The 22,807-nt window shown below is 65.0% G+C and carries 15 protein-coding genes and 1 pseudogene; 1 reads left to right on the forward strand and 15 read right to left on the reverse strand.

Going from position 1 to position 22,807, the window contains the following annotated elements:
• Position 1 precedes the first annotated feature (1 nt).
• From ABE459_RS16945 to ABE459_RS16995, 11 genes are all read right to left on the reverse strand, one after another.
• Positions 2 to 4,627: a hypothetical protein gene (locus ABE459_RS16945; RefSeq protein WP_323833021.1), complete on the reverse strand. Its 4,626-nt coding sequence runs from the start codon at positions 4,625 to 4,627 to the stop codon at positions 2 to 4.
• Positions 4,624 to 6,312 (reverse strand): hypothetical protein, encoded by a 1,689-nt coding sequence (locus ABE459_RS16950; RefSeq protein WP_323833023.1) that lies wholly within the window; start codon positions 6,310 to 6,312, stop codon positions 4,624 to 4,626. Before ABE459_RS16950 ends, ABE459_RS16945 begins: the two co-directional genes overlap by 4 nt.
• Positions 6,313 to 6,338: 26 nt before the next feature.
• Positions 6,339 to 7,301, reverse strand: a complete 963-nt coding sequence (locus tag ABE459_RS16955) for an Ig-like domain-containing protein (protein ID WP_323833025.1) — start codon at positions 7,299 to 7,301, stop codon at positions 6,339 to 6,341.
• Positions 7,302 to 7,321: 20 nt separating this feature from the next.
• Complete coding sequence (locus ABE459_RS16960; RefSeq protein ID WP_323833027.1) at positions 7,322 to 9,154, reverse strand: hypothetical protein; 1,833 nt, start codon at positions 9,152 to 9,154, stop codon at positions 7,322 to 7,324.
• Complete coding sequence (locus ABE459_RS16965; protein ID WP_323833029.1) at positions 9,151 to 11,472, reverse strand: hypothetical protein; 2,322 nt, start codon at positions 11,470 to 11,472, stop codon at positions 9,151 to 9,153. The genes ABE459_RS16960 and ABE459_RS16965 overlap by 4 nt, the downstream gene beginning before the upstream one ends.
• A gap of 147 nt (positions 11,473 to 11,619) precedes the next feature.
• Positions 11,620 to 12,273: an HAD family hydrolase gene (locus ABE459_RS16970; protein WP_125463040.1), complete on the reverse strand. Its 654-nt coding sequence runs from the start codon at positions 12,271 to 12,273 to the stop codon at positions 11,620 to 11,622.
• A gap of 13 nt (positions 12,274 to 12,286) precedes the next feature.
• Positions 12,287 to 13,276 (reverse strand): ABC transporter ATP-binding protein, encoded by a 990-nt coding sequence (locus ABE459_RS16975; RefSeq protein ID WP_110996267.1) that lies wholly within the window; start codon positions 13,274 to 13,276, stop codon positions 12,287 to 12,289.
• Between the two features lies 1 nt (position 13,277).
• Positions 13,278 to 14,072, reverse strand: a complete 795-nt coding sequence (locus ABE459_RS16980) for an ABC transporter permease (RefSeq protein WP_125463042.1) — start codon at positions 14,070 to 14,072, stop codon at positions 13,278 to 13,280.
• Positions 14,062 to 14,901, reverse strand: coding sequence for an ABC transporter permease subunit (locus tag ABE459_RS16985; RefSeq protein ID WP_125857765.1), 840 nt, complete (start codon positions 14,899 to 14,901; stop codon positions 14,062 to 14,064). Before ABE459_RS16985 ends, ABE459_RS16980 begins: the two co-directional genes overlap by 11 nt.
• Positions 14,898 to 15,704, reverse strand: coding sequence for an alkaline phosphatase family protein (locus tag ABE459_RS16990; protein ID WP_110996264.1), 807 nt, complete (start codon positions 15,702 to 15,704; stop codon positions 14,898 to 14,900). The genes ABE459_RS16985 and ABE459_RS16990 overlap by 4 nt, the downstream gene beginning before the upstream one ends.
• Before the next feature lie 127 nt (positions 15,705 to 15,831).
• Positions 15,832 to 16,890: an ABC transporter substrate-binding protein gene (locus ABE459_RS16995; protein WP_258645393.1), complete on the reverse strand. Its 1,059-nt coding sequence runs from the start codon at positions 16,888 to 16,890 to the stop codon at positions 15,832 to 15,834.
• A 327-nt stretch (positions 16,891 to 17,217) separates the two neighbouring features.
• Here ABE459_RS16995 and ABE459_RS17000 point away from each other — a divergent pair.
• Positions 17,218 to 17,919: pseudogene (locus tag ABE459_RS17000) on the forward strand (UTRA domain-containing protein); the annotation flags it as partial.
• 25 nt (positions 17,920 to 17,944) lie between these two features.
• Here the strand turns inward: ABE459_RS17000 and ABE459_RS17005 are convergent.
• The 4 genes from ABE459_RS17005 to ABE459_RS17020 all read right to left on the reverse strand — a co-directional run bounded on the left by ABE459_RS17005 (position 17,945) and on the right by ABE459_RS17020 (position 22,709).
• Positions 17,945 to 20,098, reverse strand: coding sequence for a mechanosensitive ion channel family protein (locus tag ABE459_RS17005; RefSeq protein ID WP_323833031.1), 2,154 nt, complete (start codon positions 20,096 to 20,098; stop codon positions 17,945 to 17,947).
• Between the two features lie 44 nt (positions 20,099 to 20,142).
• Positions 20,143 to 20,310: a hypothetical protein gene (locus ABE459_RS17010; RefSeq protein WP_167409870.1), complete on the reverse strand. Its 168-nt coding sequence runs from the start codon at positions 20,308 to 20,310 to the stop codon at positions 20,143 to 20,145.
• 349 nt (positions 20,311 to 20,659) lie between these two features.
• The gene (locus ABE459_RS17015) at positions 20,660 to 21,949 is read right to left on the reverse strand and encodes a M18 family aminopeptidase (protein ID WP_258705907.1); all 1,290 of its coding nucleotides are present in this window, start codon (positions 21,947 to 21,949) and stop codon (positions 20,660 to 20,662) included.
• Positions 21,950 to 22,073: 124 nt separating this feature from the next.
• Positions 22,074 to 22,709, reverse strand: coding sequence for an RluA family pseudouridine synthase (locus ABE459_RS17020; RefSeq protein WP_110996259.1), 636 nt, complete (start codon positions 22,707 to 22,709; stop codon positions 22,074 to 22,076).
• Between the last annotated feature and the right edge of the window lie 98 nt (positions 22,710 to 22,807).

Raw genomic sequence — 22,807 nt, forward strand, 5'->3', positions numbered from 1 at the left:
CTCATATACCAACGGCGTTTGCATACGAACCCCAGCCTGCGCTCAGGTCTTGCCAGCCTCCTGTCACAAGGTTCTTGCAGCGGCGGCGATTGATCCCGCTACCAGCCGTCGTGGACCAATACAGGCGGTCGCCCATTGGCCAACGCCCAGCATAGGCGGCGTAGATCTGGTTCAGTTCATCGAGGTTGGGCAAGCGCTTACCTTGACTGGCTGCGGCGTTGCTCGCATTGGTGAAGGTGACGTTGCCCAGGCCGATGACGTGAATCACGTTGCTGACAATGACCGCATAGGTGCCAGAGTTGCCCTGGCTGTCCCTCACCGTGATCGAGGCGCTGCCATTGCCCCGGGATGTCACGGTTCCATTGGCATCGACACTGACTACCAGAGGGTTGCTCGAGGTGTAGGAGTAAGGCGCGACGCCGCTACTGGGCACGCGCCTGTATGTGGTGCCCGTAGGCCAGGGGGCGGGGGCCAGGTGCGGATACCCTGGAAGCAGGTACACCCGGCCGCTGAGATTGACAGTGGACGGGTCCAGCGCGAAGGGTTGCCTGACGGTAAAACTGCGTGTATTCGATGACATCCCATCGCTATACCGTGCCACTGCCTTGAGGCTGTGTGCCCCAATTGCCAGGCCGGTCACGGCCCGGCTCCAGTTGCCGGCGCCGTTCACTGTCGTCGTTCCCTTGCTGGTGTTGCCGTCGAACACCTCGACCTGTTCATTGGCTGCCGCGCTGCCGGAGGCCGTCACGCTGGTATCGGTGGTCGAGCCGCCGTTGGCCACTTCCCCTCGCGAGTCACGCACGCTGGTCAGGGTCGGCGCGACCGCCGCCTTCACGGTAAACGACCATAGCCCGGACTCTTTGTCGCTGCCATACACAGCCCGTGCCTTGAGCGCGTGGCTGCCAATAGAGAGCCCAGTCACCTGTCGGCTCCAGTTACCGTTGCCATCGACAGAGGCGGTGCCCTTGCTGGCCGTACCGTCGAACAGAGTGATTTCCTGCCCGGGGGCCGCTGTGCCTGACGCCGTCACCGTGGTGGCATAGGTGCTGCCCTGGTTGCCCACGCTGGCGCCTTGAGGGTCGACCACACGTGTGATGTTCGGCGCCACGTCGGCCGTAACGTTGAACTGCCGCAGGCCGGACTCGGGCTGACTGCCATAACGGGCCCGCACCTTGAGTGGGTGGGCTCCCTGGGCCAGGTTCTGCAGGACAGTGCTCCATTGCCCGTTGGTACCCACTGTCAGCGTGCCTCGGGACTGGTTGTTATCGAACAGTTCGACCTCGAGGTTGGCAGTTCCCGTGCCTGTCACGGTAACGCTCTGCTCGACGGTATAGCCATTGGCCGGTACCTCGCGCCGCGAGTCGCGCACGCTGGCAATGGTCGGGGTGACGGTGGCCGCGACGATGACCTGCCATAGGCTGGACTCGTTGCCCGTGCCATACAGTGCCTTGGCCTTGAAGGCATGCGTGGCCACCGTGAGGCCGGACACCGTCAGGGTCCAGGCCCCAATGGCATCGGTATTGGCCCGCCCTTTGGGCACCGTGCCGTCGAACACTTCGACCTGGCGCCCGGGGCTGGCAAGCCCGTCGAGGGTGAGGGAGGTGTCAATGGTGGTGCCGCCGTTGGCCAAGTTGCCCCGGCTGTCGCGCACGGCAATGATGCTTGGGGTCAGGTTCTCCAGTACCTCGAAGCGCCGCGGTTGCGAGATGTGACCACTGCCGTCCAGGGCATGGGCGGTCAGCACGTAGGCCTTGGGCGCCAGGCTTGACAGCACCAGGCTCCAGCGGCCGTCGGCACCGGCCTGGGCCGGCCCCTTGGACTGATTGCCGTCGAACAGCTCGACCTGCGATTCCAGGGTCGCGGTGCCTGTGAGGGTGACCCGGTTCTGGAAGGTACTGCCGCCATCGGCGATTACACCGTCGGCATCCTCCACCCGGGTAATCACCGGTACCACCCAGTCGTGGTGGGCCTTGAAGGTATAGGGCCGTGGCGGCAAGGGCTGCGCGCCCGTTTCGTCGGCATTGTCGGCGAAGCCAACCTTGCAGCGTGCGATGAGGGGCGTGTCCTGGCCGAGCAGGGCGAGGCTGGCGCGCGGCACCGGCTGGTCAAGGCCGTCACGCACTTGTGTGGCGCTCAATGGTGCCCCATCGAGCAGGTCGATGCGCTGTGGGCCGCCGTTTGCGTTTCTGCCCTCCAGGAACAGCCAAACTCGCTGCCCTGCGATGATGAAGGGCCAGGGAGGTGCGACCGTGCAGCGCGCATCCCCGGCAAATGTGGCCAGGTTGAGCACGTTCGCCTGAGCCTGGGGGATTGCCGGGGTGGGCAGGTGCTCATCGGCGATGGGCGTGATGGTCAGCAGAGTCGGGTCCGACAGGTTCTCGCGGCTGTTGCGCTTGACCACGTATGCCACCGTCACCTGCTGGCCGATGTTGGCGCCGATCACCGTGGCCGGTACCTTGAACTGCACCTGGCCCGAGGCGCTGGCGGGCAGTTGCTGCTCCGGCGGCGTGCCGCTGCCCGGCGTGCCCAGCCACCTCAGGGTGATCAGGTCGCCGAGCTCCATGCTCGGATACCTGACGGTGACCGTCACGCCCGTGCTGGCCTGCATCGGGTCGAGCTGGTTGTTGCTCGCCTCATCCACCACTGGGGGGGGCAGGTCGCCAATCAGTCGACCAATCAGCAGGTTCAGCACGGCTGAATACTCGAACTGCCCGGTGCTGGCCCGTTTGAGGGTGTACAGCACCCGCACGGTGCTGTTGAGGTTGGCCTCGATCAGTTGGCGGACGATGGGGAAGATGACCGGCTTGCCCGCGTTCGAGGTGGTGATGGGGATCCAGTCGTTGGCGCTACCCTCGTTGGCATCGTCGCCCAGCCAGTACCAGGTGAGGATGTCGCCCTTGAGCGTGCCGGAGTAGCTGACGCGCAAGGTCACGTCGCCGGGGTGCAGTTCGGGGTCGAGCACACCGTCGGCGGCTTCATCCACCGTAGGCGCCGGCAGTTGGGCGGGCAACGGCGCGATCACCACCTTCAGGTGCGAGGACTGGCGGGTCGCCTGCAGGGCCGTTGCATCGTTCATTACCTGGTAGCTCAGGTCCAGACTGCCACCGGCCAGCAGGCCGATGTGCTCGGCGGTCACACCCTGGTAGATCGGTTTGCCCTTTTCGTTGTTCGACACGATGTGGACGACTTCGTGCAGGTGCGGGGTGCCGTCGGCGCGGGAGCCGAGCCAGATGATGTTGATCGCGTCACCGACTTCCATGCCCTCGTAGGCCGGGATCACCGCGTGGGCACGCTCGAGTGTGGCATCCAGACGGTCGCCGATCAGTTCGAAGATCGACGGCGCGGGCAGTGGCACATCACCGACGACGCGGATGTTGGCGCGCTTGGAGGACAGCGGCGGGTCGCCATTGACCGGTGTGAGCACATAGGAGGCGACGATACGCCCTTTGGCGCCCTGGCGGACCACCTGATTGGGGATTGGCACCTCGACCACGTCCGGCAGTTTCACGACTGTTTGCGCAACGGTATCCCTGGCGATTTCCTGGTCGTTGAGCAGGGTCAACCAAGTCACGGTCACTGTATCGCCGTAGGCGAAGGTAGGTGCGCGGGCCACCAATTGCACCGTGGCGTCGGCATCGCCCAGCACGCTCAGGTCGAGGATATCGTTGGGGGCCTCCTTGACGAAGGGCGCATCGAGTTTCCAGGCGCCGGCTTCCACGCCCACCACCGTGCGCAGCGACCAGTCTTCGGAGAAATTGAGCACCTCGTCGCGCACCTGATAGTGCACCAGCAGGCTGGGGCTGTCGCCTGCGGCCAGGATCGTCGCCTGGTCGACGTTCAACATGACCGGGTCACGTCCGCCAGCTTCGGCTTCGCTCACCGTATGCAGCAGCGGCACATTGCCCCAGTGCAACTCGATCACATCCCACGCCGCGCGGTTGTCGTACCAGCCCACCTCCACGGGCACCCCGCGCGCCGCCCAGGCAGCATCCACGCCATTGTCGACCACGTCCTGCGGCAACTTGGGCGCGGGCAATTGCGAGTGCCCTGGCAGATGCGGGTCACGGTCATAGTCGCCCGGCAGGTCCAGCTTGATGCGCAGGCGCAGGGCGATCGAGTCCTCGGGCGTGGCGGTGCCGTTGCGGGTGAGGCGGTACAGCACCTGCTCGGCCCAGCTGTCCTGCGGTTGTTCGCCAGTAGTCAGTTGTTCGAGTACTTGCCCGATCCGATCGGTTTGTCCGTCGAGGAGGCGACAAACCAGCCGGAGCAGTTGCCCGAGATGGCTTGCCCGAGCGCGGACCAGCTTGCGCAGGATCTGGGCCGTCCAGGCATCGGGCAGTGGCAGGAACAGCACGATTCGCGTGTTTTCCTCGCCCGCCACCACCGTGTGGCTGGCCAGCACCTGCCCATCCCAAACGACCTCCAGCCTGTCGTCAGCCTGCATGCGCAGGTAAGGGTCGATGAGCACCAGCAGCCCTTGGGGGAACTGCGTGGCCATCTGCAGATTGATCCCGCCATCGGCGTCGTGCACGGGCGATGGCATGTTGGCGATCAACAACGGGCGAAGTGCCAGGGGCAGGTTGTCGGAGTCCTGTGGCGGTAACAGGTTCAGGGGAGGTTGGCTCATGGGCAAGGCTCCTCGTGTCTGGAAGTAGGCACGCTCGCGCGAGGGGGCGAGCAGTCCGTCGTGGTAGCGGGAGCGCCCGCTGCGAGCTGGTCGGCGGGTCGATAGGAGAAGGTGTCGCCGGCCCCAAGGGTCATGCGCACCACGGGCAGGAACCTTTGGGTCTGGTCATAGAAGTCACGCTGGATGAACTGTGCTTGGGGTAAGCCCGTGCTGTCGCCTAGGTAGTACAGGGCGTCGATGGGCAATCGCTGGGGAATGCCGACAGGCCAGGCCGCCATCATCAGTTCGTTCCAGTCGGTACGGTTGGGGAGTTCCCGCCTGACATCGATGCTCAGCTGGAACTGAGCGGGTGCATTGCTGAACGCACAGCTTTGGCCTGGTGTGCTTGCATAACGAGTCTTCCACTGCTCCACGCTGTGAACGCCGAGCTTTTCGCACTCACCACGGAACGTGCAGGGGTCAGGGCTGCCGGAGGTGCCGGCATTGTAGGGATAGGCGCAGCGCAAGGTGGGACGGTACGCCATCGGGGCACCAAGTTCACGGAAGGTGAAGCCGTAGGGCCGGGAGAACACCGAGCGTATGTCCACATCGCTGCGCGCATAGGAGAACGAGACACCGTTGTTGGCAATGGAGCCTGGGCTCGGGTCCCAGGCGTGGAACGCGGTGGTCGCCAGGTTGGAGCGAAACAGCACCCCGTTGCAGTTGAACGCGGCGCTTCCATCGGCACAGGTGCTGGTGGCGTTGGCGAAGCGCTGCATCAGTTGCTGCGCCACCTGGTAGCCGATGTACAGCTGCTCCTGCAGGTCGAAGCCGAACACCTGGTCGGCCGGTTGGGCGAGGTCCATGCGTAAGACGGGCAGCCAGTCGCCCGTGGCGTCGAACCAGGCGCGTTGGTCCTGCTGGGCGGCCAGCAAGGCGCCCTTGGTGTGCCGATCGTAGACCAGCGCCTGTATCGCCAGCCGCGTCGGGGCCTGGGCGTCCCAGTTGCGCAGCAGCACCTCGACCGGTTTGTCGCGCCGCTCGCCAAGCTGCTCGTGGGCTTGCAGGGTGGAGAGAAATTGCGTGCCATTCTCGGCATTGAAGGCACACTGCTTCGCGGCATCCTGGCCCTGGCTTTGGAAGTGCGCGACCCAGCTGGTGGCGTCGTCGACGCCCAAGGCTGCGCATGAGCCCAGGTCCGCAAGGGCCCGTGCAGCGACCGGCGCGCAACCCATGCTGGGACGCGCCGGAGCATCCGCTGTCGGCAGGGGGTGGCTGCACAGCGACTCGTAAGGTTTGCCCTGGCTCGCGGCGCTGAACAGATCGGCCAGTATCGCGCCATGACTGCTCGGCAGGCTGTCGCTGCCCAGGTCCGCCCGCAAAAAGTGCAGGCGTCGGCTGCCGCGTGCCGTGGCTGCGGCATCGTGTTGCCAGAAGGCACCTGTACCGGGGGCGTCGATCAGCAATACGCCAGTGCATTGCCAGGCCGGCTTGTCGACCGCGCAACGGTTGACCGTGGCGCGGTAGCGGTTGTTCAGCAGCTGTGCGGTTTCCGGGCCGGTGACCGCGCAGGTGCCCTGTTGCCGGCAGGTGGCGGCAACAGGCGCGCTGCCTGGCATCGCCAATGGCGTGGCTTGTCGGGCACAGCCGCCGAGCAACATGACGCCGGTGGCCAGAAGCACCAGGGGTAGGGTAAGACCTTTCATGGTGGAGGCTCGCTCGCTGGTGGGCGTCAGCTGGCCAGGCCAACGGCCTGCAGCATCGTGCTGGTGTCGTGGCCGCTGGCATTGCCGTTGACGTCTGTGCCATTGAGGTCGTAGGCCCAGGCGGTTCCTGCGCCCAATGAGTCCGCGGCCCAGAATGAATAGTTCAGCCAGCCGGCGAAGCTGGCCACAGGCCCAGTCTGTGGGTAGTAGCCCTGCCACAGCGCCTTGAAATCGTCCCGTGTCACTTGGGCAAGCCCAGCCTGGGTACAAGCGGCCTGCATGCCGGCCCAGTCGCACGAGGCGCTGACAAAATGCACCACCCGCATGCCACTGATGGTCAGGCTGTAGGATTGCGTCTGCGCGCTGCTGTCGGTGGCGGTGATGCGGCAGGTGCCGTTGGCCAGGGCAGTCACTTCGCCATTGGCGTCTACCTGTGCGATGTCTGCGTCGCTGCTGGCGTAGGTATAGGGCGCGCGGCCCCAGTCGGCGGCGCGGCGCATGCGGGCTTGCTCCGGCACCGTGGGCGGCGGGTGTCCGGCGATGGAGAGGTAGCCGCTGCCGGTGAGGTCCAACTGCGCGGCTTGGTCGAAACCGCCGGAGACGATGAGGGTCAGCACTGCGGTATCCTGCCCGCCCGCGTAGAAATTTACCTGGCAGGCAACATCCAGCGTGGCGCCGGCAGCGGCGACGAACAGCGCCTTGGGCACGTCGTAGAACACAGGAGGCTCGCCGCGATCGACCATGCCCTGATTGACCACCGTGTAATCGGTGTGCTCGCTCACCGTCAGTTCCACGCGATCACGGTAGGCCATGCCGATCCATACAGGCAGGCGCACCGTGGCGCCTGTGGCAGGCACATCCCGTGGATCCAGCTTGTCGCCGTTCGCCTCGACGACCTCGGGTGCTAGTAACGCGCGGGGGCCGCTGGGGCTGGGTACCGTGGTGCTGGTCAGCCACAGCCACAGCCTTCTGATCCATTCGACGTTCATGCTGTTGTCCTCGGTCGAGTTCAGCCCTGCTTGCGTGTTGCCCAAGCTTGCATGGCTCGGCCAAGTGCCTCGGGCTTGGCCAGGTACGACACCTTGCCGTTGAGAAGAGGCCGCACGCTGGTGTTGTCGCCCCCACCGGCGGCCTGGCCCCAGGTGATCACGCGGCTGTCGGCCGTGAGGGCGGCGAAGCCGTGGCTGTTGGCATACAAGGCGATGACGTTGGTCAACTGCTCGACCTCGGCAGACAGTGTTCCGCCCACGGCGGCAAGGCCCCAGGCCACCACCTGGCCGGTCTTGCGCAGGGCGGCGAAGGCCTTCGAAGAGCCGGCAACCTGGATGATGTCGTCCAGCGCAGCGATTGCGGGAGGCACTACGCCACCGGTGCCCTCGACGCCCCCCCAGGCGACGACATGGCCATTGCCGCGCAATGCGGCGAACGACTGCCAGGTGGACACCACATGAACGATGTCCGTGAAGCCGCCGATGATGCTGTCCAGCGTGCCGCCATAGCTGGCGTTGCCCCAGGCCACCACCTGACCGGTGGCGCGGCGTGCCGTGAAGGCCTGGGCATTGGCGCAACTGAGCTCGACGATATCGGTGAGCGCGGCAATCTCTCCAGGTACCTGACCACCGGCAGTCGCGCTGCCCCAGGCCACCAGCCGGCCATTGCCACGCCAGGCGGCAAAGGCCATGTTGGCGCCGAGCACTTCCTTGATATCCCGGAATCCGCCGATCTCGCTGGGCACGCTGCCGCCGTTGGCGGAGTTGCCCCAGGCCACCACCTCGCCGGCCTGGCGGATCGCGGCGAAGGCGGTGCCGGTTACCGCCAGGCTGCGCAGGTCGGTGAGCACCTTGATCGGGTCCGGCACGGTCGCACCGGCTGCCGCCGTGCCCCAGGCCACCACCGCGCCTAGGTCGTTGATTGCCGCGAACGCAACACTGTTGCCGCAAACCTGGGTATAGGTGCGCGACGGCACTGGGCTGACGCCTCCCTGTGCCGCATTGCCCCAGGCCACCACTTGGCCGCTGTGGGTGCGTCCGGCGAAGGCCGACCCCGTGCAACTGACCTCGTTGATGTCGTTCATGGTGATGATGCTCGACGGTATGCTGCCGCCATAGCCCGGGTTGCCCCAACCGATCATGTCGCCGCTGTCACGATGAGCGACGAAGGCGGCTTCACCAGTGGTGGTGGTGTCCACGCCATTGCCGATCAGGTTGGGGGTATTGAGGATGACCAGGTCATTGGCGGTCTGCACCCGCAGCAAACGGCTCGGGTCGGTGTCGCGCCAGGTGGTGCTCGGCGCGCTCCAGCCGGTATCGCCGGCGTACTGCCATTGGGCGGCCAATGGCTTGCCGGTATTGGCGTCGAGGGCACTCAGCAGCCGCCAGTTGCCCGAGGCACGATAGGAACCGCGTGACCAGCGCGCCCCCATGACTCGCAACGAGCCGGTTACCAGGTCGCTTTTGACATCGTAGGCCGCGGTTGCCGAGGGGCCATCCGTGCCTCCCGCCTGGCGCACGATGCTGTAGTCCAGCTGCACGAGGGCGCCATCGTTGGCCAGGACCAAGGCATGGGGGGCAATAAGCTCGAGCTGGCCATCGGCCGTCGCGGTCTTCTCGAGGACTTGGGTGCCAGGGCCAGGATTGCCGCGCCATTGGAGCACCACTTTGTCACCGACCTTGATCAACGCCTCTGCGCCGATACGCACGGTGGCACCCTGGGGCACCTTGGCCGGGTCGAGTTTGCCGTCCTCGGCTTCGACGATGACCGGGGCCAGCAGGCTTGGCGCGGCACCGCGGCTGACCCTGAACTGCAGGGGCTTGGAGTGCAGGTTCCGGCGAAGGGGCGTCATGATGATTTAACCAATGGCTCGACGGTGTAGGTCACGCTTACATCGGCATCCACCGATTGCTCCGCCGTGGTTTTCTTGAAGTTGCGCTTGACGGGCGCGGTGCCCTCCAAGTCGTTTCCGGATACGGACCTGGCAACTGTCTCTGCCACGCTGCCGGTAATTGCCCAGTCGACGACCAGGCCGTCCCCGACAGCGATGCCAGGCCACCTGGGTACCTCGACGGTCACGGTGGTGCCGGTGATGTCTTCCAGGTTGAGCACGCCATCCTTGATGAGTGCGATCGACGGTGCTTCCAGCTCTCCACCCACCGGCTCGCCCACTTGCAGGGTCAGGAAGTCGGAATTGCTGGTGCCGCCCGCGGCGCGCTTGACCCAGTACGAAACCTTGACCGTGCCGCCTTCGTTGGGGGCGATGTGCGTGCCTGGGACGTAGAACTCGACAGGTTTGCCGACGGTGAACTGGTTGATAACGGTGTAGTCCACGTAGTTACCGTTGATCGAGCCTTCCCAGACGATATGCACCTCGTCCCTGTTCGCCATCAAACCGTACGCGGGAACAACGACCGTGGCCTCTGCCAAGCCCGGATCCAGGGCCCCGCCCTGGGCTTCCGTCACCGTGGGCGCGGGCAGTTCACCGCGTGGTTCGCCAATGAGGAACTGAGGTGTGTGCAGCGATTCGCGGCTCACCAGGTCCAGGCGCCGTGCATCGCTGTACAGCAGGTAAAAGAGCTCCAGCTTGCCACCGTCGATGGGGGTCAGATGGGTACCTGCTACCGGGTAGCGGATGGCTTGCTTGAGATTTGCCTCATTGCTGCTGATGGTGTGGAAGCCCAGGTCAGGCAGGTAAGTGCCCAGGTCCGGCCGTGTACCCAGCCACTGCAGCACGATGACCTGTCCTACAGCCATGCTGTCATCCCATGGGATCATCACGGTGGCCTGCGGCAGCGGTGGGGTGATCACGTTGCCCACGGCTTCAACCACATAGGGGGCGGCCAGGCGCTCTACTTCACCGACCACGGCGACGAACAGGCCCTTGGACTGCAGGCCCGCAGAGCCATCATTCTTGATGACCCGGTAGCTGAAGATGGCTTGGGACTTGGCCAGTTGGCGTACGCCTGTGTTGTTCAGTGAGGCGACGAGAATGTAACCGAGGCGAATGACTTCCACTTCCGGGTACTCGATATTCACCGGTTTGCCATCGCTTGTCGTACCACGCAGCTGCATGACGATCTTGTCGCCTATCGCGATGCTGCCGGCCCGCTTCCGTGGGATGTAGATATTGGCGGTAACTGGGTTGTTGCCCAGCTTCACGAGGTCGAGGGATTCGCGTCCGGTTTCGTTGTCATAGTCGGATTCGACGATGACTGGCGTATCGAGCCGAAGCTCGCCGGTGTCCACCAGGATCCGGGTTTCCGCCGCCCAGTCCTCGGAGCGGTTGTCCACCAGGTCGTACACCTCGAAGGTCAGTGCCAGGCTGTCGGAGTCCCCGGCCTCGAGGATGGTGGCTTCTTGCACCTTGATCGCTATCGCGCTCCCCGCTTCGGCGCTAGTGACCACGTGGTGGACGAAGATCCCGCCCCAGGACAGGCGGATGTCATCGCCTTCGGCCATATGGAGGTAGGGTTGCACGGTGAGCGTCACGCCTGCGGCGGCCTGGGCTTTGTCGACACCGTCATCGATGATCTCCTGTGGCACGCTGAGGATCAGTGCCGAGTGCCCCGGAACATCGCCGTCCTGGTCCTGCCCCCCCGGGCGCTCGAGCTTGATGAGGATCGCTTGCGCAACGGATTCTTCCGGTGAGCCACCGAGCCGCGTGACGCGATACTTGATCTCATGGGCACCACTTGTCAGACGCTCGGGCTTGATGAACACCGTGACGCGCTGGTCAACCTCGGCGGCACTGCCGATGGCCCGCTGGGCCACCAAGCTGTCATCCAGCAGGATGCTCACGCTGTCGCCAACAGCCATGTTGCTCCAGGGTGCGATGAACAGCTGCAAGCCATCGTGAGGGAAGTTTTCCTTGGCCGCGCCCAGGTTGATGCCCCAGGTGCCGGCCGGCAGGCGATCATTCTCGGTATGCCCGGGGATCTCGATGTTATCCAGGGCGAAGTTGGTGGGGATGGTGCCCAGGGGAACGATGGCGTGCTTTACCCGCAATGCGAGGGTGGTGCGGCTGAAGTGTCGATCCACCACATGCGAACCTATGACCCTGCCATCGGCCAGGATCTCGATCACGTCATCTGGGTTGAGCCCGGCGTGCGGGTAGATATAGGTCGTGTCGGCGCTTGGGCCGGCCTGGCCGAACAGGGGTTGGTTCATGGCAACGTCCTTCTTGGCGGTGGGCAAGTGGACGTATTCAAAGCCCCTGCACGGGGCAGTGACAACTGGCAAAAATGCTAGGTGGCGGCGGCTGTATCGTGGCTCTCTGCGTCGTTCCGTTCGCCGGCAAGCCGGCGAACGACGGGTTCAGGACCAGCTCAGGATCGGCCAGTGATTGATCTGCGCATGCTCACGCAACACCGCATCCGGGTTCACCACATGCGGATGATCCACCTTCAGCAGCAACGGCAAATCGTTGCGCGAATCGGAATAGAAACTCGCCCCCTCCAGGTTCTCCTGCTCCTGGTCCAGCCACTCCAGCAAACGGGTGATCTTGCCCTCGCGGTAGGTCAGCACGCCGTGGGTCTTGCCGGTAAAGACGCCGTTGACCGCTTCCAGCTCGATGGCCAGGTACTCGTCCACCCCCAGCCGCGCCGCGATCGGCCCCACCAGGTGCGTACCGCTCGCGGAAATGATCAGGATGCGGTCGCCTCGCTTGCGGTGCTCGGCGATGCAACGGCAGGCATCGCCATAGATGATCGGCTCGATCACCTCCTCGACCCAAGGCTCGACCAGGTGCTCGACCTCTTCCAGGGTGCGCCCGGCGATCGGCTCCAGGCTGAAGGCCATGTAGTCCTCCATGGCCAGGTGGCCCTTGCCGTAGGCCTCCATCAGTTCATGATCGCGCTTGAGGAACGCTTTGCCGTCGACCCAGCCCAGCCGGGCCATCTGTTCGCTCCACAGCGACGCGCAGTCGCCGTGGATCAGGGTCTCGTCCAGATCGAAAATTGCCAATGCCATGGGTTGAATCTCCTTAGGCCACTTCCCGTAGCGCCGTGGGGTCGATCGACAAGGATACACGCTGCCCGTCGGCGTGCAGGTCGGCCGCCGAGCGGTTGAGCACATCCACCACCAGCTCCACGCCGCGCACCTGCACGCGGTAGCGGATGACATTGCCGAGCAGGCTGTGGCTGCGTACCTCGCCGTCCAGCTCGCCGTTCACGCCCAGGGTGATGGACTCCGGGCGGATCGCCAGGCGGCTGGCCACCGGGCGCTGCAGCAGGCGGCTGGCACTGTCGGCATCGAGCAGGTTGTAGTTGCCGATGAAGCCCGCTGCGAACAGGTCGACGGGGGCGGTGTAGAGGGTTTCGGCATCGCCGCTCTGGACGATGCGCCCCTGGTTCATCAGGACGATGCGGTCCGACATGGTCAGCGCCTCCTCCTGGTCGTGGGTGACGAAGATGGTGGTCAACCCCAGCTCGCGCTGGATAGCGCGGATCTGCTCGCGCAGGTGCTTGCGAATGCGCGCATCCAGCGCCGACAGCGGCTCGTCGAGCAGCAGCAGGCGCGGGCGGGTGACCAGCGAGCGGGCCAACGCCACGCGCTGGCACTGGCCGCCGGACAACTGGTGCGGGTAGCGCCCGGCGAAGCTGCCCAGCTCGACCAGGTCGAGCACTTCGCGCACCCGTGCCTGGCTTTCTTCGGCCTTGACCTTCTGCATGCGCAGGCCAAAGGCGACGTTCTGCTCCACGGTCATGTTGGGGAACAGCGCGTAGCTCTGGAACACCATGCCGATCCCGCGTTTCTGCGGGCTGAGCGGCACGATGTCGTGGCCGTCGAGCAGGATATGGCCGCTGTCCACCGGGGTCAGCCCGGCGATGCAACGCAACAGGGTGGACTTGCCGCAGCCCGAGGGGCCGAGCAGGGTGACGAACTCGCCGCGCTCGATCTGGCAGTCGATGTTTTCGAACACCGGGCTGCCGGCGTAGCTCTTTTGCAGTTTCTGTACGCTGACGAAGCTCATGTCAGGTCTTGTCCTTGTTCAAACGGTTGGCGACCCAGGTCAGCACCAGCACGAAGGCGAAATAGGAGATCACCAGCGCGCTGTTGAAGTGGCCGCTGCTGTTGCGCATGTTGTTCAGGTACACCTGCAAGGTCTCGTAGCGGGTGCCCACCAGCAGGTTGGCGAACACGAACTCGCCGAACAGGAACGAGAACGACAGCAGCAACGCCACCATCAGGCCCTTGCGCAGGTTGGGCAGCACCACCAGGAACGCGGCCTGCCAGGTGCTGGCCCCCAGCAGTTGGGCGGCGTCCATCAGGTCGCGCAGGTTGATCGCCTGCAGGTTGTTGGTGATGGCCCGGTACATGAACGGCAGTGCGACGGTGAAGTAGCAGCCGATCAGGATCCACGGCGTACCGACCATGGCCATCGGCCCGCTGCCGTACAGCTGCAGCAAGCCCACCGCCGACACTACCGGCGGCACCGCGAACGGCAGCAGGATCAGCACGTTCATCAGCGCGTCGAGCCGGGGGAAGTGGTAGTGCACCACGAACAACAGCGGCAGGATCAGCACCACCGACAGCAGCAGTGCACCCACGCACACCAGCAGCGACTGGCCGAAGGCGGCGAGGAAGCGCGGCTCGCTCCACAGCGCGATGTACCACTTGAAGGTCAGGCCGCTGGGCAGCAGGGTTGCCGACCAACTGGTGGCCAGCGAGTAGAGCAGGGTGCCGGCCAGCGGCAGCAGCAGGATCAGGAACAGCAGGTAGACCACCAGCTTGTGGTAAAGCCCGCTGGCGGTTTTTTCAGCGCGCATGGTAGCTCCTCTTGAGCAGCCATTGATGGACCACCGTGACCAGGGTCATCAACCCCACCAGCACCATGGCCAGGGCGCTGGCCAGGTTCGGGTCGAGGCTGATGTCGCCGGCTACCAGGCCGGCGATGCGGATCGGCAGCACGTTGAAGTTGCCGGTGGTCAGGGCGTAGACCGTGGCGTAGGCGCCCAGGGCGTTGGCCAGCAGGATGACGAAGGTGCCGAGCAAGGCAGGGGTGAGCACCGGCAGGCCGATATGCCGCCAGAACTGCCAGTGGTTGGCCCCCAGCAACGCAGCGGATTCGCGCCAGTCTTCGCGCAGGGCGTCGAAGGCCGGGTAGAGCAGCAGCACCCCCAGCGGGATCTGGAAATAGGTGTACACCAGGATCAGCCCGGTTTTGGAGTAGATGCTGAAGTCACCGAGCAGGCCCATCTGCTTGAGCAGCAAGGTCAGTGCGCCGTTGAAACCCAGCAGGATGATGAAGGCGAACGCCAGCGGCACCCCGGAAAAGTTGCTGGTCATGTTGGCGAAGGCGCTGACGAAGTCGCGCAGTTTCGAGTCGACCCGGCGCAGCGAGTAGGCACCCAGGGTAGCGATGACGATGCCGAACAGGCTCGACCAGAAGCTGATCTCCAGGCTGCGTTGCAGCGCCTGCAGGTAGAACTTCGAGGCGAACACCTTGCTGAAGTTGGCCAGGCCCCAGCCGCTTTCGCTTTGCAGGCTGTTGATCGCCACCCAGGCCAGTGGGGCAATCTGGAAGATGATGAAGAACACGGCGAACGGCAGCAGGCAGAGCAGGGCCAGGTAGCGGCCACGGGGGCTTGCATTCACTTGAGCAGCTCCCGGCAGACGGTCTTGTCGTGCGCAGCACCGAGCAGCTCGCAGATGGTGCCGCACAGCTCGGTCTGCAGCGGTTTGGCCGCAGGGTCCAGGCTGAAGCCGTCACCAAAGACGAACAGCGGCACCTCGCGCTCCTCGGCCAGCAGGCCATTGTGCGAGCGGTCGTTGTTCATGCCGTGGTCGGCGGTGACCAGCACCTGGTAGCCCTCTTCCAGCCAGCGCGGCAGGTAGTCGGCCAGCAGAATGTCGGCGCTGCGGGCTGCGTTGCGGTACTGGCTGCTGTCCAGGCCATGGCGGTGGCCGGCGTCGTCGATGTTCATCGGGTGCACCAGCAGGAAGTTCGGTGCGTGGCGCCGGCGCAGGTATTCGGCATCGGCCAGCAGGTGCGAATCGGGGTAGTGGTCGGCGTAGTAGAACAGGCCGTGCTGGATCGGCAGCTTGGGCGCGTGGGTGTGGCGGTCGCGCAGCGGGTCGAACGGCGAGCGGTTGTACAGCTCGCTCATCCAGTGGTAGGCCGCCGCCGCAGTGCCCAGCCCGGCCTCGCGGGCGTAGTGGAACACGCTGCGCTGGTTGGACAGGCGGTTGACGTTGTTGTGCACGATGCCGCTGTCGATCGGCGGCACGCCGGTGAGGATGCATTCGTAGAGCGGTCGCGACAGCGACGGCAGCTCGCATTCCACGCGGTACAGCGCGGCGCGGTCGGCCTCGACATAGGCGTGCAGGTGGCCCATGGCGTGGTGGGCGACCTGATGGTTGAGGCCGTCGAGCAGGACCAGGATGACGTTGTGTTGCATGTTCGCTCCCAAGGGATACAGGGCCTCGTGGGAGCGGGCTTGCCCCGCGATGCGCTTGCTCAGGCTACGGCGCCGTCGCGGCTGATGCCATCGCGGGGCAAGCCCGCTCCCACAGGTTTGACAGTGCTTATTCCATCTCGATGATCACCTGCTCCTGCCACTTCTGCGGCAGGGCCTTGGAGGTCGCTTCCCAGGCCGCGGCGTCCTTGATCGGCTGGGCAGCCTTGTACTGCTCGTTGGGCAGCAGCTTGGCCTGTACGTCTGCCGGCAGCTTCAGGTGCTCGGCACGGATAGGCCGGGCGTGGCCCTTGGCCAGGTTGATCTGCCCGGCATCGCTGAAGATGTACTCACGCGTCAGCTTGGCCGCGTTCGGGTGCTTGGCGTACTTGTTGATGATGGTGGTGTAGCCGGAAATCACCGTGCCATCGGACGGGATCAGCACTTCGAAGCGCTTGGGGTCGATCTGCTCGCGGTAGCTCAGGCCGTTGAAGTCCCACACCACGCCGACTTCGATCTCGCCCTTCTCGATGGTCTGGATCGTCGGGTTGGCCAGCGACAGGCGCTTCTGCTGGGCCAGCTTGGTGAACAACTGCAGGCCCGGCTCGATGTTCTTCTCGTCGCCCTTGTAGGCGATGGCGGCGGCCAGCACGCCGTTGGCGGCCTGGGCGGCGGTGCCGACGTCACCGATGGCGACCTTGTACTTGCCCTTTTCCAGGTCGTGCCAGCTGGTGGGGCGCTCGCCTTCCTTGACCAGGTCCTTGTTGATGATGAAAGCGATGGTGCCGGTATAGGCCAGCGCCCAGTGGCCGTCCTGGTCCTTGGCCCAGGCTGGCACCTGCTCCCAGGTGCTTGGCTTGTAGGGCTGGGTCACGCCCTTGGTCACTGCGATCGGGCCGAAGGCGGCACCGACGTCGCCGATGTCGGCGCTGGCGTTGTCCTTCTCGGCGTCGAACTTGGCCACTTCCTGGGCCGAGCTCATGTCGGTGTCGCTGTGCTTGAGGCCGTATTTGCTGGCCAGGTCTTCCCAGGTGCCTTTCCAGTTGGCCCAGGCATCGGGCATGCCCACGCTGTTGACCGTGCCTTCCTTGCGGGCGGCATCTTCCAGGGCCTTGAGGTCTTCGGCCATGGCCGTGGTGCAGAACGCGATGGCCGAACCGAGCAGTGACGCCATGAACAACTTTTTCATCCGAAGCTCCTTGGGTGGGTGCCTTGCAATCGTTGTTATGTGATGAAGCGGTGCCTGCCAACCGTTGGTCTAGGTCAGCAAACCTTGAGCCAAGGTAGGCCGGTTGCGTGACAGTTTGATGTAAGGGGCGGGCCAAGGTAGTGCGCCGCAGGCCCTGGCAATACAGCGTAGACCAGATCGAAAGCCTTGATTCACGGGGGCTGGCCCGGTTCTGGCAAGCCCCGGCAAAAGCCTTTGTCACAGGATGTTCATCAGCCGTGACTAGGCTTGCACTACGCTCCATATGCCCTGTTCTGGGGCTGGACTAGTCCAGATAGGTAACCTTTGATGCAAGCGACGCCACCGCGAGCGGTAACAGCCATCTGCCATGCCCTGCAGGAGCAGATCGAACACGGCCTGCTGGCGCCGGGTGGCAAGCTGCCGGCCGAACGCAAGCTCAGCGAAGTGTTCGACACCACGCGCATCACCCTGCGTGAGGCACTGGTACAGCTGGAGGCCCAGGGCCTGATCTACCGTGAGGAGCGGCGTGGCTGGTTCGTTGCGCCCGAGCGACTGACCTACGACCTGATCGAGCGTAGCCACTTCCATGCGATGGTGCGGGACCAGGGGCGGCTGCCCAGCACCGAGCTGCTGTCGGCGCGGCTGCAGCCGGCCCCGGCGGCCATCTGCGCGCGCTTGCGCCTGCCGGCGTTGTCCAGCGTGGTGCGAATCTGTCGTTTACGGCGGATCGACGGGCGGGCAGTGCTGTATGCCGAGCATTACCTCAACCCGAGCTACTTCCCTGGGATTCTCGAACAGGACCTGGCGCAGTCGCTGACCGAGATTTATGGCCGGGAATACGGCATTCAGTACGGCCAGGTGTGTTTCGAGATCCTGCCGACCGCCTTGCCGGTGGAGGCCGCCGGTGCGCTGAAAGTGTCAGCGGGCAGCCCAGGGCTGCATATCACCCGGGTCAACAGCGACCAGCGTGGGCATCTGATCGATTGCGACCTGGAGTATTGGCGGCATGATGCGATCCGCATCCGCGCCGATGCGACTTGCCCCGCGATGGCCTCTAGCTGGAGGCATTCCCTTCAGTCATTCCACCACCCCCCGCCGTCACCACCTGCACCGACAACCGCGGCGTCGCCAGGTCCAGACCGGCTTCGTCCAACTGGCGCTTCAGCGCCAGGTTGAACGCCCGCGACACCTCCCACTGCTTGATCGGCGCGGTCTTGAACCGCGCCCGCAAGATCGCCGAACCCGACTCGAAGCTCTCTACCCCCTGCAGCTCCAGCGGCGACCAGATGTTGCGGCGCATCAACGGGTCGCTGCGCAGCTTCTGGCCGACTTCGCGAACCAAAGTGATGGCCTGGTCGATGTTCATGTTGTGGGGGATCGCCACACGGAAGATGGCGTAGCCGAACTCGCGCGAGTAGTTCTTGATGCTCTTTATCTCGCTGAACGGGATGGTATGCACGATGCCGTCGATGTCGCGCAGGCGCACGGTGCGGATGGTCAGGCCTTCCACGGTGCCGAGGTGGCCGCCGACATCCACATAGTCATCGATGGCCAGCGAGTCCTCGATGATGATGAACAGCCCGGTGATCAGGTCGGCGACCAGCGACTGGGCGCCGAAACCGATGGCCAGGCCAATGACCCCCGCACCGGCCAGCAGCGGCGTGACGTTCATGCCCATGTTGGCCAGGGCGACGATCACCGCGATGATGAAGATCGCCACGAACATCACGTTGCGGATCAGCGGCATCATGGTCTGTGCGCGGGCGTTGGCCTGGCCCCGGCGCGAGCGCACCAGGGAGTGGTGCACGGCGGTGTCGGCCAGGATCCACACCAGCCAGGCGACGATCAGGGTGCCTGCCAGGCCCAGCAGGCGCAGGCTGATCTCGTGGCCGTCACCTTCGGCGAAGTCGATCATCGACAGGCCCCACACGCGCAACCCCAACTCGATGAAGGCCAGCCAGATGAACAGGTGCACCAGGGCATAACCGAAGTTGCGCAACCGTTCGGTGTACACCGCCTGGCGTTTGTTGGCGCGCTTGGGGTTGGCGGCGTGGCGACGCACCAGGCCGTTGAGCACCATGCACACCACCACCAGCACCGTGCACATCAGCGATTGCCGCAGGGCGGTGCTGGTGTCGCCGGCGGACACGAAGGTGGCGAACAGCGAGACCGCTACCAGCAGCAGCGCCGGGATGAACCAGAAACTGCCGAGGATCTCGATGGTGTCGCTGAGGGTGCGTCGGGTCAGGCGCCGGCTCAGCGGCTGGTTGCGGATCAGGTGGGCGATCGGGCGTCGGAAGCGCAGGATGAACAGCCCGGTGCACAACGCGGCGAAGACGTTGGCCAGGGTGGCCAGGCCATGGGCCAGATGGCTGCCCAGGGCGGTAGTCAGGCGTGGGTCGCTCATCGCCTCGCCGAACGCGGCGAAACTGCCGATCAGCCACAGCGGGCGAAACGCCTGGTGGCGCAGGATGTGCAGGGCGCGGTGGCGGTGCGGGCCGTCGAGCAGCGAGAAGGCGATCACGCAGATGGCCGAAAACAGCGTGCCGACCACCAGCGCATACGCCAGCACCATGGCCATGGATTTACCCAGCGACGGCGGCAGGGCGAAGCTCAGGTAGACGGTGAACACCAGTGCCACCAGCCACGGCCCGAGCTTGCGCAGGGCAAACCTGACCAGGTCCCAGGTGCGTGGGTGCTGCGGTAGTTCCTCGGTAAGGCCGAAGCGCACCCGCACCCGGTGGCCGATCCAGTTGAAGGCGTAGGCCAGCAGGCTCCATACGGCGATGACCGCCGCGAAACCGAAGAGAATGGCCGGCCATTGGTGCACCGGCACCATCAGCGCGGTGAGTTCATCCTGGGCCTGGCTGATTTCCTGCGCCCAGCGGTTGAACGGGCTGGCGTCACCGCTGAACTGCTTTTCGAAGTCATGCAGGGCGCCGCCGATCAGGCCGAGCACGCCTTGTTCGACGGTGGGCTGCGATTGTTTGCTGGCGTCGCGCAGCTTTTTCAGGTCGGCCAACAGCTTGGCGCGCTGCTGGTCGTTTTCCAGGTTTTTGATCACCTCGTCCAGCGACTTGCCCAGCGGCTCCGTGGCCTCGGGCTGGGCGGGCGTGCTGGAGCCAAGCAGGCTCGGCAGGCCAGCGGCGTGCACCGGGGTGACGAACAGGAGAAACAGCAGGAACAGGCAACGCAGGAGGGCAGGCACCGGGAAATCTACCTCAGGTCAAACGATTGACCGAGTGTAGAGGTTTATGTGGGTAGTTTCTCCAGGATCTTCCAGCAGGTCAGGCCGAAGATGCCCAAGGTGCCGATCCACATCATCAGCACGCCGATATTGCGCTCGCGCAGGCTGAAGCCGATGGTCAGCAGCATGAGAAACCCGAATACCGGGATGAACAGCGACAGGAACGGGGACATGGTGCGGCAATCCTTGTGCTTGATGGGCCATGTATCAAGCATAGCGCTTTGCCAGCGAGGCGGATTGACCGGGGGCAGGTGCTGGCCAATGCAGGCCTCATCGCTGGCAAGCCAGCTCCCACAGAGTTCGTGCCACCCTCAAGGCAATGCCGTAATTGTGGGCGCAACTGTCTTTGCAGGAGCGGCCTTGTGTCGCGAAAGGGCCGCGTAGCGCCCCGGCGATTTCTGCTTTCACGCTGAAATCCTGGGGCCGCGTTGCGGCCCTTTCGCGACACAAGGCCGCTCCTACAGCGGACGTGCAAGTCCATTGTGTGGGAGCCGGCTTGCCGGCGATGAGGGCGACGCGGTCTCAGGGCAGTTCGCGGCTGCGGTAGAACGCCGTCAGCACCTTCACCAGGTGCGCCAGGTCATGGCTGCCGCACAGCTCGCGGATCGAGTGCATGGCGAAGGTCGGCAGGCCTATGTCGACCGTGCGCACGCCCAGGTTGCCGGCGGTGATCGGGCCGATGGTCGAGCCGCAGCCCATGTCGCTGCGGACCACGAAGCTCTGCACCGGCACTTCCTCGGCCATGCACAGGTGGCGGAAGAACCCGGCGGTTTCGCTGTTGGTGGCGTAGCGCTGGTTGTTGTTGACCTTGATCACCGGCCCTGCGTTGAGCTTGGGCCCGTGGTTGCCGTCGTGCTTGTCGGCGTAGTTGGGGTGCACGCCGTGGGCGTTGTCGGCCGAGATCATCAGCGAGCGCTGCACGGTGCGTACGTAGGCGTCACCTTCGGGCAACAGGCGCTGCAGGGTCTGTTCGAGCATCGGGCCGTCGGCGCCGCAGGCCGAGCAGGAGCCGACTTCTTCGTGGTCGTTGCACACCAGCAGGCAGGTTTCGTCGCTGTCGGCACTCAGCAGCGCCTGCAGGCCGGCATAGCACGACAGCAGGTTGTCCAGGCGGGCGCCGGCGATGAAGTCGCCGTTCAGGCCGATCAGTGCCGCGTCCTGGGTGTCGTAGAAGCTCAACTCGTAATCGAGCACCACGTCGGCGTTGAGGTCGTGCTCGCGGGCCAGCTGCTCGGTGAGCAGGGCGCGGAAGTCGATGCGCTCGTCGCCCGCCACCTGGGCCAGGATCGGCGGCAGTTCGGTCTGCGGGTTGATCGTCCAGCCTTCGTTGGCGGTGCGGTTGAGGTGGATCGCCAGGTTGGGGATCACCGCGATCGGCAGCTTGAAGTCGATCAGCTGGCTTTCGACCTTGCCGTCACGGCGGAAGGTGACCCGCCCGGCCAGCGACAGGTCGCGGTCGAACCAGGGGGCGAGCAGGGCGCCGCCATAGACTTCGACGCCCAGCTGCAAGAAGCCCTGGCGCTGCAGTTCGGGTTGCGGCTTGACCCGCAGGCACGGGCTGTCGGTATGGGCGCCGACCATGCGGATGCCGCTCATCAATGGCGAGTGCTTGCCGAGCTTGATGGCGATGATCGAGGAGTCGTTGCGGGTCAGGTAGTAGCGCCCGCCAGGCACCGTGGCCCAGCTGTCGCGTTCGTCCAGGTGCTGGAAGCCCGCAGCTTCGAGGCGCTGCACGAGGCTTGCGGTGGCATGGAAGGGCGTCGGGGAGGCCTTGAGGAATTCAATCAGGCCGGCGTTCAGGGCATCGCGCATAAGTCACTCCAATTCGAGCTTCAAGCCGCAAGCTGCAAGCTTCAAGCAAAGGCGGTCAGCAGCGCAAGCGTGTACGCGACCTGCCTTGGCTTTAGCTTGCAGCTTCTAGCTTGAAGCTTGCAGCTTAAAAAGGCGCCGGGCACTCGAACTTCAACCGCTGGCCGGACACCGGGTGGGTAAAGCTCAGCATCGAGGCATGCAGGCACAGCCGTTCATGGGCGGCCAGCGCTTGCGGGTTGGCGTACAGGCGGTCCCCCAGCAGCGGATGGCCGATCGACAGCATGTGCACGCGCAACTGGTGCGAGCGCCCGGTGATCGGTGTCAGCTCGACCCGGCAATGATCGCCGCAGCGTTCGACGATGCGCCAGAAGGTCAGGGCGTGCTTGCCTTGCTCATGGTCGACCACGTGGCGCGGCTTGGTCGGCGGGTCGTAGCGCAGCGGCAGGTCGATGCTGCCGCTGTCCAGTTGCGGTTGGCCCCAGCACAGCGCGGTGTAGGCCTTTTCCGTCTCGCGGTCGTGGAACTGGCGCGACAGTTCGCGGTGGCTGTCGGCGTCACGGGCCAGCAGGATGATCCCCGAGGTCTCCCAGTCCAGGCGGTGGACGATCAGGGCGTCGGGGTAGCCGTTTTCCTGCAGGCGGGTGATCAGGCAGTCCTTGTTGTCATCGGCACGGCCCGGCACCGACAGCAGCAGGGTCGGCTTGTTGATCACTAGGATGGCGGCGTCTTCGTGAAGGATCTGGATGTTCGACAGCGGCATGTTCGGGCGTTCTCTGCAAAGCATTGTGGGAGCGGGGGGGCCCCGCGGGAGGGTGCGAAGGGCCTAGCGCGGGCCGGCCCCTCCCACACAGTGTACCA

Origin of the sequence: Pseudomonas sp. TWI923, assembly GCF_039673365.1 — a bacterium.
Lineage (GTDB): Bacteria > Pseudomonadota > Gammaproteobacteria > Pseudomonadales > Pseudomonadaceae > Aquipseudomonas > Aquipseudomonas sichuanensis.

Bases quoted from the DNA above. Each gene is read 5' to 3' on its own strand.
- ABE459_RS16975 (WP_110996267.1), bottom strand. From the start codon at position 13,276: ATGAGCTTCGTCAGCGTACAGAAACTGCAAAAGAGCTACGCCGGCAGC.
- ABE459_RS16960 (WP_323833027.1), bottom strand. From the start codon at position 9,154: ATGACGCCCCTTCGCCGGAACCTGCACTCCAAGCCCCTGCAGTTCAGG.
- ABE459_RS17015 (WP_258705907.1), bottom strand. From the start codon at position 21,949: ATGCGCGATGCCCTGAACGCCGGCCTGATTGAATTCCTCAAGGCCTCC.
- ABE459_RS16970 (WP_125463040.1), bottom strand. From the start codon at position 12,273: ATGGCATTGGCAATTTTCGATCTGGACGAGACCCTGATCCACGGCGAC.
- ABE459_RS17020 (WP_110996259.1), bottom strand. From the start codon at position 22,709: ATGCCGCTGTCGAACATCCAGATCCTTCACGAAGACGCCGCCATCCTA.
- ABE459_RS16965 (WP_323833029.1), bottom strand. From the start codon at position 11,472: ATGAACCAACCCCTGTTCGGCCAGGCCGGCCCAAGCGCCGACACGACC.
- ABE459_RS16955 (WP_323833025.1), bottom strand. From the start codon at position 7,301: ATGAACGTCGAATGGATCAGAAGGCTGTGGCTGTGGCTGACCAGCACC.
- ABE459_RS16990 (WP_110996264.1), bottom strand. From the start codon at position 15,704: ATGCAACACAACGTCATCCTGGTCCTGCTCGACGGCCTCAACCATCAG.
- ABE459_RS16950 (WP_323833023.1), bottom strand. From the start codon at position 6,312: ATGAAAGGTCTTACCCTACCCCTGGTGCTTCTGGCCACCGGCGTCATG.
- ABE459_RS17010 (WP_167409870.1), bottom strand. From the start codon at position 20,310: ATGTCCCCGTTCCTGTCGCTGTTCATCCCGGTATTCGGGTTTCTCATG.
- ABE459_RS16980 (WP_125463042.1), bottom strand. From the start codon at position 14,072: ATGCGCGCTGAAAAAACCGCCAGCGGGCTTTACCACAAGCTGGTGGTC.
- ABE459_RS16945 (WP_323833021.1), bottom strand. From the start codon at position 4,627: ATGAGCCAACCTCCCCTGAACCTGTTACCGCCACAGGACTCCGACAAC.
- ABE459_RS16995 (WP_258645393.1), bottom strand. From the start codon at position 16,890: ATGAAAAAGTTGTTCATGGCGTCACTGCTCGGTTCGGCCATCGCGTTC.